This is a genomic window from Nocardioides sp. zg-1230 (assembly GCF_013155335.1).
GTDB lineage: Bacteria > Actinomycetota > Actinomycetes > Propionibacteriales > Nocardioidaceae > Nocardioides.
The window spans coordinates 61,458-79,417 of record NZ_JABJQZ010000004.1; the positions used below are offsets into that span (position 1 = coordinate 61,458).

Sequence of the window (17,960 nt, forward strand, 5' to 3'; positions counted from 1 at the left end):
GAGACGCACCCGCGGAGGGGGTCGCCGCCACAGAAGCTTTGCGTCCCACTGATCGCCATGCGAGAGGGGCGGACGCCGTACCGGCACCGTCACGGTGCCCGAGGAGCACCACATGCTCAGTGATGACCAGCCCGACCAGCCCGAGCGCACCGAGTCCGGGTCCGCCACTCCAGAGGCGGGGAACGAGCCGACCGCGGACACCTCGCCCGCCGCGCCCGTCGTGACACGTCGTACGCGCAAGGCACCCGCCAAGAAGGCGGCTGCCGCACCGGCCGCCGCCGCCCCCGATCCTGCTCCCGCGGCCGGCGACGCCGACGAACCCGTCGTCCGCAAGACCGCCTCCCGCCGGGCGCCTGCCAAGAAGGCGCCGGCGCGCAAGAGCGCCGCGAAGAAGGCCGCCGCGACGCCTGAGCCCGACGCCGTTGAGCCCCCCGCCGTTGAGCCCCAGGCTGCCGACGTGACCGAGGACGCCCCGGCACCCGCGAAGAAGGCGACGGCGCGCAAGTCCGCCGCGAAGTCCGCCGCGAAGGCGCCTGCCAAGAAGGCGGCCGCCAAGCGGACCAGCGCCAAGAAGGCCGCCGCAGCACCCCAGCCGGAGGTCGCGGAGACCGCTCCGGCCCCCGAGTCCGACGCCGGTCACGCGGTGCTGTTCCAGGCCCCGGTCGTCACCACGACCACTCGCCGCACGCGCAAGAAGCCCGCGGCCGCCCCGGTCGAGGCCCCGGTCGAGGCCCCGGTCGAGGCCGACGAGGCCGACGAGGCCGACGAGGCGGCCTCGGAGACTCCGGCACCCGCCAAGAAGGCCGCGGCGAAGAAGTCGGCGGCGAAGAAGTCCGCCGCCGAGAAGCCTGCCAAGAAGTCCGGCCGGAAGGCCGCCCAGACGTCCGTCGCCGAGACGACCGACGCGACGGACTCCGAGGAGGACGAGGACGGCACCGCTCTCGTCGCCGACACCTCCGAGGCCCCGGACGCCGACGCCCCCGACACCTCGGAGTCGGAGGACTCCGACGGCGAGGGGGAGGGCGGCTCCGGTCGCCGTCGTCGCCGCCGCGGCGGTCGTCGTCGCCGCAAGTCCGGTGAGGGCGGCGAGGGGGAGGGCGACTCCGACACCGGGTCCGCCGACACCTCCGACGACACCGCGGAGGCCTCGACCTCCGGCCCGACGGACGGCGACTCCCAGGCGTCCGACGGCAACGGCGAGGGTTCCTCGCGCCGTCGCCGCCGTCGTCGCCGCGCCGGCGAGGAGGGCTCGTCCGACGACGGCGACCCCAACACCGTCACGCGGGTGCGCAAGACGCGCTCCGCCGAGGACCAGATCACCTCGGTCCAGGGCTCCACCCGCCTCGAGGCCAAGAAGCAGCGCCGCCGCGAGGGCCGCGAGGCCGGCCGTCGCCGGGCGCCGATCGTCAGCGAGGCCGAGTTCCTCGCCCGCCGCGAGGCGGTCGAGCGGGTGATGGTCATCCGCCAGCGCAAGGACCTCACGCAGATCGGCGTGCTCGAGGACAAGGTCCTCGTGGAGCACTACGTCGCACGCAAGTCCCAGACCTCCCTCATCGGAAACGTCTACCTCGGCCGCGTGCAGAACGTGCTCCCCTCGATGGAGGCCGCCTTCATCGACATCGGCAAGGGCCGCAACGCGGTCCTCTACGCCGGTGAGGTCAACTGGCAGTCGCTCGGCCACAAGGAGGGGCAACCGCGCAAGATCGAGTCGGTGCTCTCCAGCGGTCAGATGGTCCTCGTGCAGGTCACCAAGGACCCGGTCGGCCACAAGGGCGCCCGCCTGACCAGCCAGGTCAGCCTCGCCGGACGCTTCCTCGTCTACGTCCCGGACGGCACCACGTCCGGGATCTCCCGCAAGCTGCCCGACACCGAGCGCAGTCGCCTCAAGACGCTCCTCAAGCAGATCGTCCCCGACACCGCAGGCGTCATCGTGCGCACCGCGGCGGAGGGTGCCAGCGAGGAGGAGCTGACGCGCGATGTCGAGCGCCTCAAGGCTCGCTGGGAGGACATCGAGAAGAAGGCGACCCACAAGGGCTCCGGCCCGCAGCTGCTCTACGGCGAGCCCGACCTGACCCTGAAGGTCGTGCGCGACCTGTTCACCGAGGACTTCGCCAAGCTCGTCATCGAGGGTGACGACGCCTGGGAGACCGTCCGCGGGTACGTCGACTCGGTCGCTCCCGACCTCGGCGAGCGCCTCGAGAAGTTCGAGCGCGGCGCGACCGGCGGCGACGTCTTCGCGACCTACCGCATCGAGGAGCAGATCCAGAAGGGGCTGGACCGCAAGGTCTGGCTGCCCTCGGGAGGCTCGCTCATCATCGACCGCACCGAGGCGATGACCGTCGTCGACGTCAACACCGGCAAGTTCACCGGGTCCGGGGGCAACCTCGAGGAGACGGTCACGAAGAACAACCTCGAGGCGGCCGAGGAGATCGTGCGTCAGCTCCGGCTGCGCGACATCGGCGGCATCATCGTCGTCGACTTCATCGACATGGTGCTCGAGTCGAACCGCGACCTCGTGGTCCGCCGCCTCGTCGAGTGCCTCGGTCGCGATCGCACCCGGCACCAGGTCGCCGAGGTGACCTCGCTCGGCCTCGTCCAGATGACTCGCAAGCGCATCGGCACCGGGCTCGTGGAGGCGTTCAGCGAGAACTGCGAGCACTGCCACGGCCGCGGCGTGGTCATCAAGGACCAGCCGGTCGACCCCGACGCACGACCCGACGACGGCGAGGGCCGTCGGGGGAGCCGCAGGCGCGGTCGCCGCGGTGCGGGCAACGAGGAGCCCGGCACCGGCAACGAGGGCGGCAACGCCAAGGTTGCCGAGCCGCACCACGCCCCGTCGCACGCCCCGTCGCCCAAGGACGTCGCCGCGATGGCACGGGCCGACCGGGCGGCCGAGGAGGCGTCGAGCGAGGCTCCCGCCGAGGCGACGCCTGAGGCTCCGGCCGCGACGACCTCTGAGGCGCAGGTCGAGGCTCCGGCTGAGGCGGCGCCCGAGGCTCCGGTCGAGGCGGCGCCCGAGGCTCCGGTCGAGGCGGCGCCCGAAGCTCCGGCCGAGACGACGCCCGAGGCTCCCTCGATCGAGCCCGAGAAGCCGAAGGTGGTCACGCGCACGCGTCGCCGCTCGGCCAGCCGTCCCGCCGGCCCGCCGTCGGGCGTGGGCACCGTGCCGGCCACGGGCGTGGTCGAGCCCGGGACCGCGGGCCTCGAGGCCGGGGCCGGCACGCCGGCGGTCGACGGAGCTGCTCCGGACGACACGTCGTCCGGCGGTCCGGGCGAGGCCCCGGTCGTCGAGCACGTCCCGATCAAGAAGAAGGGCTCACGCAAGCGCTGAGCCCGCGGGAGAGGGTGGCCGACCTCGTTTTGCCCGGTCGGCACCCGATCCCGTAGTCTTGACCCTCGGTGTTCGACGCACCGATTCTGCGCGCCCGCCACGCGGCGTACTCGCCCGACCAGGCGGTGTCGTGCGCAGTCCCGAATGTTTTCTTACCTGTAGTTCGTATCGAGGAGAGTGACTCGCCGTGTACGCAGTCGTGCGCAGTGGCAGCAAGCAGCAGAAGGTTGCCGTTGGCGACGTCATCGAGATCGACGCGATGGCCGCCGCGGGCGACACCCTCACCCTTCCCGTGGTGATGGTGGTCGACGGCGACAAGGTGACCGCGACCGGCCTGGACAAGGCGAGCGTGACCGTCGAGGTGACCGGCCGCACCAAGGGCCCGAAGATCATCATCCAGAAGTACAAGAACAAGACCGGCTACAAGAAGCGCCAGGGTCACCGCCAGAAGTACACCCAGGTCAAGGTCACCGACATCTCCCTCTGAGCACTCGCTCGAGGTCGACTCTTCATTCCCAAAGGACTGGACAATGGCTCACAAGAAGGGTGCTGCGAGCACCAAGAACGGTCGTGACTCCAACGCGCAGCGCCTCGGCGTGAAGCGCTTCGGCGGCCAGGTCGTCGGCGCCGGCGAGATCATCGTCCGCCAGCGCGGCACGCACTTCCACCCGGGCACCGGCGTGGGTCGCGGCGGCGACGACACCCTCTTCGCCCTGCAGGCCGGCGCCGTCGAGTTCGGCACCCGCCGCGGTCGCAAGGTCGTCAACATCACGCCCGTCGACTGAGCTCGCGAAGTCGACACACGGGCGGGAGATTGAGGAGAGCTCGGCTCAGGTCCGAGCTTGCGAGGAGCTGAGCGACTCGTCTCGAGATCCGCCTCATCACCACTGGGCGTCCCTTCTGGGGCGCCTTTTGTGGTTTCAGCACCACCAACAGCAAGGAATCCCATGGCCATCCCCACGTTCGTCGACCAGGCCACGCTGCACCTCGCGGCGGGCCGCGGCGGCAACGGCGTCGCCTCGGTCAAGAGGGAGAAGTTCAAGCCCCTCGGCGGCCCCGACGGCGGCAACGGCGGCCAGGGCGGGTCGATCATCCTGCAGGTGGACACCAGCGTCACCACCCTCGTCGACTACCACCACAGCCCCAAGCGCCGTGCGGAGAACGGCGGTCAGGGCGCCGGTGACCACAAGAACGGCGGCAACGGCAAGGACCTGGTCCTGACCGTCCCCGACGGCACCCTGGTCAAGGACGCCGACGGCCACGTGCTCGCCGACCTCGTCGGGCACGGGACGACCCTCGTCGTCGCCCAGGGCGGCCGCGGTGGTCTCGGCAACGCCGCCCTCGCCTCCTCCAAGCGCAAGGCGCCCGGCTTCGCCCTCCTGGGTGAGCCCGGGGACGAGCTCGTCGTACGCCTCGAGCTGAAGGTCGTCGCCGACATCGGCCTCGTCGGCTTCCCGAGCGCGGGCAAGTCGTCGCTGATCGCCGCGATCTCGCGGGCCCGGCCCAAGATCGCCGACTACCCCTTCACCACCCTCATCCCCAACCTCGGCGTCGTCACCGCGGGCGAGACCACCTTCGTGGTCGCCGACGTGCCCGGCCTGATCGAGGGTGCGGCCGAGGGCCGCGGTCTCGGCCACGACTTCCTGCGCCACATCGAGCGCTGCTCCGCGCTGGTGCACGTCATCGACACCGCCTCCATCGAGCCCGGGCGCAACCCGCTCGACGACCTCGACGTGATCGAGGGCGAGCTCGCCCGCTACGGCGGCCTCGAGGACCGGCCCCGGCTGGTGGCCCTCAACAAGGTCGACGTCCCCGACGGCCAGGACATCGCGGACATGGTGGTCGAGGAGCTGCGCGGTCGCGGCCTGCGGGTCTTCGAGGTCAGCGCCGCCTCCGGAGCCGGGCTGCGCGAGCTCACCTTCGCGATGGCCGAGATCGTCGAGGCATCGCGGGAGGCCGCGCCGGCGGCCGAGGCGGAGCGCATCGTGCTGCGGCCCCGGCCCGTCGACGGCGGCGACGACTTCACGGTCGTCGCGACCGACGAGGGGTGGCGGGTGCGCGGCACCAAGCCCGAGCGCTGGGTGCGCCAGACCGACTTCAGCAACGAGGAGGCCGTGGGCTTCCTGGCCGACCGCCTCAACCGCCTGGGCGTCGAGCTCAAGCTCGCGAAGATGGGCGCCCAGGAGGGCGACGCGGTCCTGATCGGCCCCGACGACAACTCGGTGGTCTTCGACTTCAAGCCCAGCATCGAGGCCGGTGCCGAGATGCTCGGCCGACGCGGTGAGGACGAGCGGTTCCGCGAGGACCGGCCGGCCCGCGACCGGCGTCGCGACATCGCCGAGGCGATGGAGACCAAGTCGGAGGAGGAGGCCCGCGCCGACGTGGCCCGCCGTCTCGACGAGGAGCGCCGGACGAAGGGCCCCAACCGCAGCTCCGGCAGCTCCGGCGTCGGTCCGATGGCCTACGAGATCGGCAGCAAGGACGACCCCGACTGGGACGGCAGTGACGACTGACCGCTCGGCCACGCGAGGGAGCCTGGTCGACGGTGCCCGTCGCATCGTCGTCAAGGTCGGCTCGTCGTCGTTGACCACCGCCGCCGGGGGGATCGACCCGGCACGCGTACGGCAGCTGGTGGAGGTGCTCGCCGCCGCCCGCGGAGGCGGAGCCGAGGTGGTGCTCGTGTCGTCGGGGGCCATCGCTGCGGGACTCGCCCCCCTCGGGCTGAAGCGTCGCCCCCGTGGTCTCGCCGCCCAGCAGGCCGCCGCGTCGGTGGGACAGGGGCTGCTCGCGCACCGCTACCAGGAGGAGTTCGCCCGGCACGGCATCGTCACGGGCCAGGTGCTGCTCACCGTCGACGACGTCACCCGGCGCGCGCACTACCGCAACGCCCACCAGACCTTCGCCAAGCTGCTCGAGCTCGGTGTCGTGCCGATCGTCAACGAGAACGACACGGTCGCGACGTCGGAGATCCGCTTCGGTGACAACGACCGGCTGGCGGCGCTCGTCGCCCACCTCGTGCACGCCGACCTGCTGGTGCTGCTCTCCGACGTCGACGGCCTCTACGACGGCCCGCCGTCGCGCCCCGGCGCACAGCTGGTCCCGGTGGTGAGCTCCGAGGACGACCTCGAGGCGGTGACCGTGGGGTCGGCCGGTGCCGCCGGTGTCGGTACCGGCGGGATGACCACCAAGGTCGACGCGGCCCGGATCGCGACCGGTGCCGGCATCGACGTCGTGCTGACCTCCGCCGACCAGGCCGCGGCCGCGCTGTCCGGCGCGGACGTCGGCACCCACTTCGAGGCGACCGGCAAGCGCCGCCCCACCCGGCTGCTGTGGCTGGCGCACGCCACGTCGGGTCAGGGCACGCTGTCGCTCGACGAGGGGGCTGTCCGCGCGATCGTCGAGCGCCGCGCCTCGCTGCTCCCGGCCGGCATCACCGCCGTGGGCGGGGCGTTCGTCGCCGGTGACGCGGTCGACCTGGTCGACCCCGACGGCACGGTGGTGGGCCGCGGACTCGTGAACTTCGACGCCGACGAGCTGCCTGCCCTCCTCGGCCGCTCGACCCGGGAGCTGAAGCACGCGCTGGGGACGGCGTACGAGCGCGAGGTCATCCATCGCGACGACCTCGTCGTGCTCTAGGGCGGCGGGCGCTCAGCCGAAGACGCGGGGCAGTTCGAGCACGGCGGCGAGGCGCTCGGCGTACGGCGTGCGCTGGGCGGGCGTGACCCATCGCGCATCGCGACGGCCACCTGCTGCGTGAGGTCCCACACGGCGTGACCGGCCTCGGTGGGGATGCCGTAGAGGTTCTCGTGGTGCGCGCGCGGGATCACCAGCACGGCGCCGTCGTTGGCCGGCCACCACTTCGGGGAGATCCGGGCGTAGGCGTGCTCCGTCACGGCCACCACGTCGGCGGGCCGGTTGCGCTCGTCGTGCACGCCACGCTGGATGAGGCAGAAGGGACAGTCGTAGCCGGCGCGCTCGTGGGTGCGCACGGCCGACACCCTCCCACGGGTAGCGTCGGCGCATGGCCGACCAGCGCGAGCCCCTTCACCGGACTCCCGAGGAGGTGGCCGAGGACGAGCACTTCTACCGCTGGTACGGGGCGTGGGCACCGCTGGACCCGGACGGCCTGATCCGCTTCATGGCGGGCTTCGACCGGCCGTGGTGGATCGTCGGCGGCTGGTCCGTGGAGGCGTTCACCGGCCACGCCCGCGAGCACGAGGACGTGGACCTCTCGATCCTCGCCTGCGACCTCACCGCCTTCCGCGAGCACGTCGGGGACGACTGGAACCTGTGGAGCAACCACGGCGGCACACTTCGGCCCTTCAACGACCGCCACCGCGAGGTGCTCGACGTCCGGAGCCAGGTCTGGGTCCGGCGCAGTGCCGCTGACCCGTGGATCATCGACCTCGTCATCACGCCCGACCAGGACGGTCTCTGGACGAGCAAGCGCGATCCCGACCACGTGGCCCCGGTCGACGACGTGACCTGGGTGGCCGGCGACGGCGTGCGCTACCTGCGTCCCGAGGTCACCCTGCTCTACAAGGCCGCGCTGCACCGGCCCAAGGACGACCGGGACCTCGAGGTGACGTGGCCGCTCCTGGACCCGGCGCCGCGCGAGTGGCTGCGCGCGTCCGTGGGCCGGCTCTACCCCGGGCACCCCTGGCTGTCGCGGATGGCCTGAGGCCTCAGGCGGCCCTCGCCCAGGCGAGCGCCTGCGCGCTGAGCTCCGTGGTCGAGAGCCCGAGCTCGCGGCGCACGACGCCCTCGGTCTGGGACCAGGAGAAGATGCGGGCCGTGCGGAAGGTGCGGACGAGGTCCCACAGCGCGGCCTCGCCCCTCGTAGTGGCGACGTAGTCGCACACGACCGCCGCCAGGTTGTAGCTGAGGGTGGGGTCGTCCCGGTAGAAGCTCCTGGTCGGCTCGAGCGTGCGTGCGGACGCGGTGCCGAGCTGGTGGGCGGCGATCCGGCGACGCTCGTCGACGGGCACGGTCGAGCGGGCGACGTACTCCGCGACGCCCTCCATCAACCAGACCGGGGAGCGGTCGTCGGTGGGTCCCAGCGCGACGTGCGCCAGCTCGTGGCGGAACACGAGGCCGCGCGCGAGGACGTCACCGACGACGGTCGGGTTGACGGCGAACCGGTAGGCGGCGACCGGGCCGTCGGGGCGCGCCAGCACCGGGAACGCCACGCCGGCGGTCTGGTCGACGGACATGCCGCTCATCTCGGCGATGGCGGTGGTGTCGGAGGTGCCGTACGCGACGTAGCGCCCCGGCCAGTCCGGGAAGTGACGCCTGACGACCGCCGTCGCGTTGGCGAGGTCGGACATGACATAGCTGGCGTGCTCGCTGGTGTCCTCGTCGAAGACCGCGAGGATTCCTCCGGAGCGGCGCACCTCGATGTGGGCGAGGTCCCACGGAGCCGGGATCCACCCGTTCACCAGGTCGACCTGCTCGTCGCGGTCGCCGGCGAGGAGCACGTGGTCGTCGCTGTGCACGAACGTCCACACCATCTTGTCGGTGACGGGGCGGCTGTCGAAGCCGCGCAGCCGCATCGTGAAGTCGACGGGGAGCCGCAGCTCGCCGTCGTCGAAGTCGTCGGCCAGGGCGTCCTCGTCGCCGAGCTCGAAGGACACGTCCCCCACGGGGAGTCGGGCGAGGTTGTCGAACCATCGCGCCTGGGTCGCGGAGAAGGTGAGCTCGTCAGGGTCGACGGTGGCGAGGAACGCCTCCCGGTCGCCTTCCGCCAGCGCCCGCTCGCGCTCGTCCACGAGTGCGAGGGCCTCCGCGCGGAGCGTCTCGTCCGTCGCGGCCGGTGCCGCGGACCGCGCAGGGCCGCCATCTGCGGGGGAGTCGGCAGCCGGTTGGCCGCCCGCCTCGCACGCGAGGGTGGGCACCAGCAGGAGGCAGGCGAGCCAGGCCCGGGGAGCGCGCACGGGGCGAGCCTAGGTGTGAACGTGGCCACGCGGGGCGGGTTGGCGCAGCCCGGCCCCGTAGGCTTGGCAGGTCATGACCCGTCCGCTCGTCTACCTCGATCACGCCGCGACCACGCCGATGCTGCCGGTCGCGATCGAGGCGATGACGCGCCAGCTCACTGGCGTCGGCAACGCCAGCTCGCTGCACGCGTCGGGCCGCGGCGCCCGGCGGGTGGTCGAGGAGTCCCGCGAGACCATCGCTGGCGTGATCGGCGCCCGGCCGGGCGACGTCGTCTTCACCTCCGGAGGCACGGAGTCCGACAACCTCGCGCTGAAGGGGATCTTCTGGGCCCGGCGCGCCGAGGACCCCCGTCGTACGCGCATCCTCTCCACCGCCGTCGAGCACCACGCGGTGCTCGACCCGCTCCACTGGCTGGCCGAGTACGACCACGCCGAGGTGGAGCTGCTGCCCGTGTCGTCCGAGGGCGTCCTCGACGTCGGCGCCCTCCGGGAGTCCGTCGCCCGCGACCCCGGATCCGTCGCGCTGGTGTCGGTGATGTGGGCCAACAACGAGGTCGGCTCGCTGCAGCCGATCGACGAGGTGGTCGCGATCGCCGCCGAGCACGGGATCCCCGTCCACACCGACGCCGTGCAGGCGCTCGGGCAGGTGCCCGTCGACTTCGCCGCCTCGGGCGTCGACGCGCTGACCTTCACCGGCCACAAGGTCGGCGGCCCCTACGGTGTGGGGGCGCTCGTCGTACGACGCGACCTGCCCGTCAGCGCACTCGTGCACGGCGGTGGCCAGGAGCGCGACATCCGCAGTGGCACGCTCGACGTGCCCGCGATCGCCAGCCTCGCCGCGGCCGTCGAGGAGTCGGTGAAGCACCAGCACGAGCACGCGGTGCGGGTCGCCGCGCTGCGCGACGACCTGGTGCGCCGCGTCATCGAGGCCGTGCCGGACGCCCACCTGCACGGCGCGCCGGCGGGACCTCGGCGGCTCCCCGGCAACGCCCACATCGGGTTCCCCGGCTGCGAGGGCGACTCCCTGCTGATGCTGCTCGACGCCCGCGGCATCGAGTGCTCCACCGGCTCGGCCTGCTCCGCCGGCGTCCCGCAGCCGTCCCACGTGCTGCTCGCGATGGGCTGCGACCCTGACCAGGCGAGGCACTCGCTCCGCTTCTCGCTCGGCCACACCACGACCCCGGCCGACGTCGATGCCGTCGTCGAGGCCATCGGTCCGGTCGTGGAGCGTGCCCGGGCCGCCCGGGCGCGCTGAGGGGTTGGGTCGGGGATGAAGGTCGTCGCCGCCATGTCGGGCGGGGTGGACTCCGCCGTCGCCGCCGCGCGCGCCGTCGAGGCCGGGCACGACGTGACCGGCGTGCACCTTGCGCTGAGCCGCAACCCGGCGTCGTACCGCTCCGGGGCGCGGGGGTGCTGCACGATCGAGGACAGCAACGACGCGCGCCGCGCGGCCGACGTCATCGGCATCCCGTTCTACGTCTGGGACCTCTCCGACCGCTTCCACGAGGACGTCGTGGAGGACTTCATGGACGAGTACGCCGCCGGGCGCACGCCCAACCCGTGCCTGCGGTGCAACGAGAAGATCAAGTTCGCCGCCGTTCTCGACCGGGCCCTCGCGCTCGGCTTCGACGCGGTCGCGACCGGGCACTACGCGCAGCTGCGCACCGGGGCCGACGGCCTCATCGAGATGCACCGCGCCACCGACCACGCCAAGGACCAGTCCTACGTCCTCGGCGTCCTCGACCAGGAGCAGCTGCGACACTCGCTCTTCCCTCTCGGTGACACCGACAAGCCGACCGTGCGCCGCGAGGCCGAGGCACGCGGCCTGCTGGTGGCCGACAAGCCCGACTCGCACGACATCTGCTTCGTCGCCGACGGCGACAACGCCGGCTGGCTGCGCGAGAAGCTCGGCGACCGCGCTCCCAACCACGGCGGGGACATCGTCGACGCGACGACGGGGGAGACGGTCGGCAGCCACACCGGCACCTACGGCTTCACCATCGGTCAGCGCCGCGGCCTCCGGCTCGGCGTGCCCGCGGCCGACGGCAAGCCGCGGTTCGTGCTCGACATCGAGCCGGTCAGCGGCACCGTCACCGTCGGTCCGCGCGAGCGCCTGGCAGTGGACCACGTGGCCGGGGTGCGCCCGCGCTGGTGCGGCACGGTCCCGGAGCGGGTCGAGGGCACCGTGCAGCTGCGTGCTCACGGCGCCGAGCACCGGGCGGTCGTCGTCGTCTCCGGCGACCGCGTGGAGATCGACCTCCTCGACCCGGCCGAGGGCATCGCGCCCGGTCAGGCCGCGGTGATCTACGACGGCACCCGCGTCGTCGGCTCAGCCACCATCGCCTCCACGCGTGCGGTCGGGGCCCCCGCATGACGCGTGCCACCGGCGTCGGCTCGATGCCCGGAGACTCCGACCGCGCCCACGCAGAGGCGACCCGCCTCGTCCTGGGCGAGCTGCCCGACCTGCCGCACGTGCCGGAGGTGCCGGGCCGCGGTGTCACGGCCGCGATGACCGGGCGCGGTCTTGCGGTCGTCGAGGGCCTCGGTGCCGACCTGCAGCCCGCCGGGTGGCGGCTCACCGACGCCAGTGGGATCGACCACCGTCGTGCGCGCTCGCTGCTCGCGCAGGACCTCGACACGGTCGAGGAGCTGGCCCAGGACTACGAGGGGGCGTTCAAGACCCAGGTCATCGGACCGTGGACGCTGGCGGCGACGGTCGAGAAGCCGCGAGGTGACAAGGTGCTCGCCGACCACGGCGCGCGCCGGGAGCTCGCCCAGGCCCTCGCCGAGGGCGTGCGCACCCACCTCGCCGACCTGCGTCGGCGGATCCGCGGTGCCGACCGCTGGATCGTGCAGCTCGACGAGCCGGCGCTGGCCGCGGTCGTGGCCGGGCAGGTGCCGACCGCCAGCGGCTACGGCCGGCACCGCAGCGTCGACCTCCCCGAGGCCGCGGCGCACCTGGAGTGGGTGGTCTCCGCCATCGCTGACGGCGGCGGCGAGGCGTGGGTGCACTCGTGCGCCCCGCAGACGCCGTGGTCGCTCGTCGCGGGGACCGGGGTGCACGGGCTCTCCGCCGACCTCGACATGCTCGGCCCGGCCGACCTCGACACCTTTGCGGAGGCGCTGGAGTCGGGCCGCACCGCCGCGCTCGGCGTCGTACCGTCCACCGCGCCGGCCGGCGACGCCTCCGACGTGCGCACCACGGAGCGGGTGCAGCGCTGGCTCGACATGCTCGGCCTGGATCCCGACGGCGTCGGTGACCAGCTGGTCATCACGCCGACCTGCGGCCTCGCCGGGGCGACGGCGGACTGGGCGGGTCGGGCCGTACGCCTCTCGGCGAGCGTGGCGCGCAACCTCTGACCGGCCAGCGGCCGGTTAGAGGCCGGTCAGCGCTCGGCGCGCGGGACCCGGGCGGCGAGCACCTCGAGTACGGAGGTCAGCGCGACGTCGTGCCAGCGCCGGGACCCGGCCAGCATGTAGTGGCCGAGGCCGCCCATGTCGTGGAGCTCGACGCTGTCGGCGACGCTGCGCGCACGGTCGACGTAGCGGGTGGTCTCGCGGAACGACGTGATGCGGTCGCGGCGCCCGTGGGCGGCCCGGAGCGCGCGACCCGCCAGGGTGGCGACGGGGTCGTCGGCCGACCACCACGGGGCCAGACCGACCACCCCTACGACCGACGGGTCGTCGGCCGCGTGCACCGCCACCCGGGCACCCATCGAGTGTCCCAGGAGCACGACGGGCACGTCGCCGTGCGCGGACCGAAGCTCCTCGAGCGCCCACCGGGCGTCGGCCACCGGGCCGGCGCCGCCGTTCCACCCGCGCACCCGGTAGCGCGCCAGCCACACGCCGACGCCCGCCTCGTGCGCCTGGGGCGTGATCGCACGCTGCAGCCACGCGGCCCGGCGCCACGACGCGCTGGTCGTGCCGATGACCCGGTCCGACCGGGGCTTGCCCCCGTGGAGGACCAGGACCATCGCACGCGGCTCGCCCGGGACGTCGGCCGTCGTCAGGAGGGGATCGCTCACAACCCTCCTTCGAGGCGGCGGCGACGTCGGATGGGCGATCGGGCCGGACGCCCGATCAGTGGACCCCGACCCCTTCCGGCGCGGACTCCGACGCCAGCTCCTCGTGCTTGACGTCGAGGAACAGCCAGACGAGCACCGAGGCGGCGATCATCATCAGCGAGCCGACGAAGAAGGCCATCGTGGCGCCCTCGGTGAACGAGCCGAGCGAGGCCAGCTGGCCGACAGCCGCCTGGTCGAGCTGCGGTGCGGCTGCCGCGATCGAGGGCGCGATCTCGTCGGCCCGTGTCTGTGCGAAGTGCAGCGACACCGTGCTGAGCGTCGCAAGCCCCAGCGCGCCGCCCACCTGCTGCATCGTGTTGAGCACGCCCGAGCCGATGCCGGTGTCCTGCGCACGCAAGTGGTGCACGGCGACGAGGGTGAGGGGGACGAAGTTGAGCCCCATGCCGAAGGCCATCAGCACGACGAACGGCAGGATCTGGGTCCAGTAGCTGACGCCGTCACCGAGGGCGACGCCCTGCCCGCCCAGGGCGGTCGGCATCGAGGCGAGGATGGATGCCGGGTCCTCCGGGACGGTGATCCGGCTGAAGCCGTAGAGCGCGACCGCCGAGAGCAGCGTGCCGACCCCGGACAGGAAGCGCGGGTCGACGTGGCTGATCAACCGGGAGGCGGCGGTGGCCGAGATGATCATCGCGATCGAGAACGGCAGGAACGCCACGCCGGTGGTGAGCGGGGAGTAGCCCACGACGAGCTGGATGAAGAGCGAGAGGAAGAAGAACATCGCGAACATCGCCGCCGGCACGATCATCATCACGGCGAAGGCGGTCGCACGGTTCTTGCTGCGGAAGATGCGGAAGGGCATCAGCGGGTGCTCGGCACGGGACTCCACGAGCAGGAAGATGCCGAGGAGCGCCACGCCGATGACGAGGCTGGCGACCGTGGTGGTGTCGCCCCAGCCATAGCGCTCGTCGCCCGCGCGGGACAGGCCGTAGACGATCGCGAGGAGGGCACCGGTGCCGGTGATCGCGCCCGGGATGTCGAGCCACCCGGTGTGGCGCTCGGACTCGTCGAAGAAGCGCGGGGCGAAGAAGGCCGCGGCCAGCCCGATGGGGACGACGATGAGGAACGTGTAGCGCCAGCCCTCGAGGCCGAGGATCGGGTCGAGCCCGGTCAGCCAGCCGCCGAGGATCAGCCCCACGGCCGCACCGACGCCCGCCATGGCGGCGTACACCGCGAAGGCGCGGTTGCGCTCGCGCCCGGCCGGGAACGTGGTGGTGATGAGGGCGAGCGCGGCCGGCGAGGCCAGGGCGGCGCCGAGGCCCTGGAGGCCGCGGGCGCCGAGCAGCATGACCTCGTTCTGGGCGAAGCCGCCGACGAGCGAGGCGAAGGCGAACAGCAGCACGCCGACCATGAAGATGCGACGGCGGCCGTAGAGGTCGGCGAGGCGGCCCCCGAGCAGCAGGAAGCCGCCGAAGGTCAGGGCGTAGCCCGTGACGATCCACTGCAGGTTGGCCTGGTCGATGTCGAGGTCCGTGCCGATGTAGGGAAGGGCGATGTTGGCGATGGTGCTGTCGAGCACCACCATCAGCTGCGCGAGCGAGATGAGCACGAGCGCCCAGCGCAAGCGCTTGTGCTGCTCGGGGGTCACCTCGTCGGCAACCAGCGTGCTGTCGGTCATGGAGCGTCCTTCGTGGATGGTGGTGCAGGTCGAGTGGAGCAGAGGGGTCCGACAGCGGTCGCCGGACGTGGTGGGTCAGCCGGTGGGGGAGGCGGGTCCGTGGAGCGCCGCCGGGAGGATGACCTCGTCGAGCACCCGTCCGACGAGCTCGGGGGTGACGGGGTCGCCGAGCAGGAAGGCCCGGTGCAGCACGATGCCGGCGAGCGAGGGGCCGAGGATCGTGAGGTCCGCGTCGGGGTGGACCTCGCCCCGCTCGCGGGCCCGCTCGTAGATGCCCCGGGAGGCCGCGATCTTGGGCGCGATGAAATCGCGGCGGTAGATCTCGGCGAACTCCGGGTCGCGGCCCATCGCGGTGACGACCGCGGCGAGCACCGCCTGGGCCCGCGGGTCGCTGATGCCTCCGCTGCCGCAGTAGGCCGCGAGCAGGTCGCCGCGGAGGGTGCCGGTGTCGGGGGCGGTCGCGGTGGTGGTGTGGTGCTGGGTGACCGCGGCGACGACGAGCTCGGGCTTGCCCCGCCAGCGTCGGTACAGGGTGGCCTTGGACGCCTTCGCCCTGGCGGCGACGGCATCCATGGTGAGCAGGTCGTAGCCGACGTCGGCGAGCACCTCGAGGGTCGCGTCGAGGATCTCCAGCTCGCGCTCGCCCGCCACGCGGGGTCGGGTGCCGGTCTCGGTCGGGGTCACGCCTGCTCCTCGGTCCTGCGGTCATGATGAAACGGAACGGTTTCGTTCCACAACGTCAGGGTAGGCAGATGCATTCCGATGGAACAAATGTGTTTCATCCGGTCCAGACCGGAGCGTGGGGCGCGGTGTCGCACGAGACCGGCAGACTGTGCCCATGAGCACGAGCGAGCAGCCCGACCTCGAGGCCACCGCCGCGACGGTGGCCTCCGCCCCGCCCGAGGCGCGCGAGCGCCACCAGGAGCTCAGCGAGCAGGTCGACGACGCCCGCTGGCGCTACTACGTCCTCGACGACCCCACGCTGTCCGACGCCGAGTTCGACGTGCGGCTGCGCGAGCTCGAGTCGCTGGAGGAGCAGTTCCCCGAGCTGCGTACGCCCGACTCGCCCACCCAGAAGGTCGGTGGAGCGGTGTCCACCGAGTTCACCGCGGTCGACCACCTCCAGCGGATGGAGAGCCTCGACAACGCCTTCACCTTCGAGGAGCTCGGCGCCTGGCACGCACGCATCCTGCGCGAGGGCATCGAGTCGCCGGCGCTGCTGTGCGAGCTCAAGGTCGACGGCCTCGCGATCAACCTGCTCTACGAGGACGGTCGCCTCGTGCGCGCGCTGACCCGCGGCGACGGGCGCACCGGTGAGGACGTGACGCCCAACGTACGCACCATCGCGTCGGTGCCGCACCGGCTGGTCGCGAACGACGACCACCCGGTCCCGGCGCTGCTGGAGGTCCGGGGCGAGGTGTTCCTCCCGACGCAGGGCTTCGAGCGGCTCAACGCCTCCATGGCCGACGCCGGCAAGCCCATGTTCGCCAACCCGCGCAACGCCGCGGCCGGCTCGCTGCGGCAGAAGGACCCGCGGGTCACCGCCACCCGCGACCTGGGCATGGTGTGCCACGGCATCGGGGCGCGCGACGGCTTCGAGCCGACCTCGCAGAGCACGGCGTACGACGCGCTGCGGGCATGGGGCCTGCCGACCTCCGACCAGGTGAAGGTGGTCCCGACGCTGGCGGAGGTCGAGGCGTGGATCGAGCACGTGGGCGAGCACCGGCACACCATCGTCGAGCACGAGATCGACGGGCTCGTCGTCAAGGTCGACGACGTCGCGCTGCAGCGACGGCTCGGCTCGACGAGCCGTGCGCCGCGGTGGGCGATCGCCTACAAGTACCCGCCCGAGGAGGTCAACACGCTGCTGCTGTCGATCGAGGTCAACACCGGACGCACCGGCCGGGTGACCCCCTTCGGCGTCATGGAGCCCACCAAGGTGGCCGGCTCCACGGTGGAGCGGGCCACCCTCCACAACGCCCACGAGGTCCGTCGCAAGGACGTGCGCCCCGGCGACACCGTCATCCTGCGCAAGGCCGGGGACGTCATCCCCGAGATCCTGGGCCCCGTGCTGGCGCTGCGTCCCGACGACCTCCCGGAGTGGGTGATGCCCACCCACTGCCCGTCCTGCGGCACCGAGCTGGTGCAGCAGAAGGAGGGCGACAAGGACCTCCGCTGCCCCAACCACCGCAAGTGCCCGGCCCAGCTGCTCGACCGCGTCTTCCACGTCGCCGGCCGCGGTGCCTTCGACATCGAGGGACTCGGCTCGGAGGCCGCCCACGCGCTGCTCGACGCGGGCGTGATGGAGGACGAGGGCGACATCTTCGACCTCACTGCCGACAAGCTGGTCCGCACCCAGCTGTTCACCCGGGCCCCGAAGAAGGGTGAGGAGGGGCCGCAGCTCTCGGCCAACGGCCAGCGACTGCTCGACAACCTCGCCACCCGCCTCGACGTCCCGCTGTGGCGGGTCGTGGTCGCCCTGTCGATCCGCCACGTCGGTCCGACCGCCGCCCGGGCCCTGGCCACCGAGCTCGGGTCCATGGCAGCGATCCGTGACGCCTCGGAGGAGGAGCTGGCCGGCACGGAGGGTGTCGGGCCCACCATCGCCGCGTCGGTGCGCGAGTGGTTCGACGGCCCGGACGCCGACTGGCACAACGAGATCGTGCGCAAGTGGCAGGCCGCCGGGGTCCGGATGGCCGACGAGCGGGACGCGTCGGTGCCGCGCACGCTCGAGGGCCTCACGATCGTGGCCACCGGCTCGTTGCAGCACTACACCCGCGACTCGGTGAAGGAGGCGATCATCAGCCGCGGCGGCAAGGCGTCGGGGTCGGTGTCGAAGAAGACCGACTACGTCGTGGTCGGCGACAACGCCGGGTCCAAGGCCGACAAGGCCGAGCAGCTCGGCGTGCCGGTGCTCGACGAGGACCAGTTCACGGTGCTGCTGGAGAAGGGGCCCGACGCGCTGGCGTGAGGTGACAACTTTCGACCGGACCGCG

15 protein-coding genes are annotated in these 17,960 nt (G+C 72.6%); 10 read left to right on the plus strand and 5 right to left on the minus strand.

Going from position 1 to position 17,960, the window contains the following annotated elements; all coding sequences use genetic code 11:
* Positions 1-112: 112 nt before the first annotated feature.
* The 5 genes from HOO61_RS12245 (at position 113) to proB (ending at position 6,967) form a co-directional block, all read left to right on the plus strand.
* Positions 113-3,331: an Rne/Rng family ribonuclease gene (locus HOO61_RS12245; protein ID WP_172259008.1), complete on the plus strand. Its 3,219-nt coding sequence runs from the start codon at positions 113-115 to the stop codon at positions 3,329-3,331.
* 187 nt (positions 3,332-3,518) lie between these two features.
* Positions 3,519-3,818: a 50S ribosomal protein L21 gene (rplU, locus tag HOO61_RS12250; RefSeq protein WP_056908626.1), complete on the plus strand. Its 300-nt coding sequence runs from the start codon at positions 3,519-3,521 to the stop codon at positions 3,816-3,818.
* 43 nt (positions 3,819-3,861) lie between these two features.
* Positions 3,862-4,116, plus strand: coding sequence for a 50S ribosomal protein L27 (gene rpmA, locus HOO61_RS12255; RefSeq protein WP_056908627.1), 255 nt, complete (start codon positions 3,862-3,864; stop codon positions 4,114-4,116).
* A 162-nt stretch (positions 4,117-4,278) separates the two neighbouring features.
* Positions 4,279-5,844, plus strand: coding sequence for a GTPase ObgE (obgE, locus tag HOO61_RS12260; RefSeq protein ID WP_216658881.1), 1,566 nt, complete (start codon positions 4,279-4,281; stop codon positions 5,842-5,844).
* Entirely contained in the window at positions 5,834-6,967 is a 1,134-nt protein-coding gene (proB, locus tag HOO61_RS12265; protein WP_172259009.1) for a glutamate 5-kinase, read from the plus strand. The genes obgE and proB overlap by 11 nt, the downstream gene beginning before the upstream one ends.
* Here proB and HOO61_RS12270 read toward each other — a convergent pair.
* Positions 6,964-7,320: an HIT family protein gene (locus tag HOO61_RS12270; protein WP_172259010.1), complete on the minus strand. Its 357-nt coding sequence runs from the start codon at positions 7,318-7,320 to the stop codon at positions 6,964-6,966. The two genes, proB and HOO61_RS12270, sit on opposite strands and share 4 nt — an antisense overlap.
* Positions 7,321-7,352: 32 nt before the next feature.
* On the opposite strand from HOO61_RS12270, the gene HOO61_RS12275 reads away from it, so the two are divergent.
* Positions 7,353-8,012: a hypothetical protein gene (locus HOO61_RS12275; RefSeq protein WP_172259011.1), complete on the plus strand. Its 660-nt coding sequence runs from the start codon at positions 7,353-7,355 to the stop codon at positions 8,010-8,012.
* Between the two features lie 4 nt (positions 8,013-8,016).
* On the opposite strand, the gene HOO61_RS12280 is transcribed toward HOO61_RS12275, so the two are convergent.
* Complete coding sequence (locus HOO61_RS12280) at positions 8,017-9,264, minus strand: hypothetical protein (protein WP_172259012.1); 1,248 nt, start codon at positions 9,262-9,264, stop codon at positions 8,017-8,019.
* Between the two features lie 73 nt (positions 9,265-9,337).
* On the opposite strand from HOO61_RS12280, the gene HOO61_RS12285 reads away from it, so the two are divergent.
* The 3 genes from HOO61_RS12285 to HOO61_RS12295 are packed head-to-tail and all read left to right on the plus strand — an operon-like array spanning position 9,338 to position 12,624.
* A complete protein-coding gene (locus tag HOO61_RS12285; RefSeq protein ID WP_172259013.1) occupies positions 9,338-10,519 on the plus strand; it encodes a cysteine desulfurase family protein in 1,182 nt (393 codons plus the stop codon).
* Between the two features lie 15 nt (positions 10,520-10,534).
* Positions 10,535-11,638: a tRNA 2-thiouridine(34) synthase MnmA gene (gene mnmA, locus HOO61_RS12290; RefSeq protein ID WP_172259014.1), complete on the plus strand. Its 1,104-nt coding sequence runs from the start codon at positions 10,535-10,537 to the stop codon at positions 11,636-11,638.
* On the plus strand, positions 11,635-12,624 hold the full coding sequence (locus tag HOO61_RS12295) for a methionine synthase (protein ID WP_172259015.1): 990 nt from the start codon (positions 11,635-11,637) through the stop codon (positions 12,622-12,624). The genes mnmA and HOO61_RS12295 overlap by 4 nt, the downstream gene beginning before the upstream one ends.
* 26 nt (positions 12,625-12,650) lie before the next feature.
* Here HOO61_RS12295 and HOO61_RS12300 read toward each other — a convergent pair whose 3' ends face one another.
* The 3 genes from HOO61_RS12300 to HOO61_RS12310 form a co-directional block, all read right to left on the minus strand.
* A complete protein-coding gene (locus HOO61_RS12300; protein ID WP_367650140.1) occupies positions 12,651-13,289 on the minus strand; it encodes an alpha/beta hydrolase in 639 nt (212 codons plus the stop codon).
* Between the two features lie 55 nt (positions 13,290-13,344).
* The gene (locus tag HOO61_RS12305) at positions 13,345-14,964 is read right to left on the minus strand and encodes an MFS transporter (RefSeq protein WP_172259016.1); all 1,620 of its coding nucleotides are present in this window, start codon (positions 14,962-14,964) and stop codon (positions 13,345-13,347) included.
* A gap of 75 nt (positions 14,965-15,039) precedes the next feature.
* A complete protein-coding gene (locus tag HOO61_RS12310; RefSeq protein WP_172259017.1) occupies positions 15,040-15,648 on the minus strand; it encodes a TetR/AcrR family transcriptional regulator in 609 nt (202 codons plus the stop codon).
* Positions 15,649-15,802: 154 nt separating this feature from the next.
* Here HOO61_RS12310 and ligA point away from each other — a divergent pair, with 154 nt between their 5' ends.
* Complete coding sequence (ligA, locus tag HOO61_RS12315) at positions 15,803-17,935, plus strand: NAD-dependent DNA ligase LigA (protein ID WP_172259018.1); 2,133 nt, start codon at positions 15,803-15,805, stop codon at positions 17,933-17,935.
* The last annotated feature ends 25 nt before the right edge of the window (positions 17,936-17,960 follow it).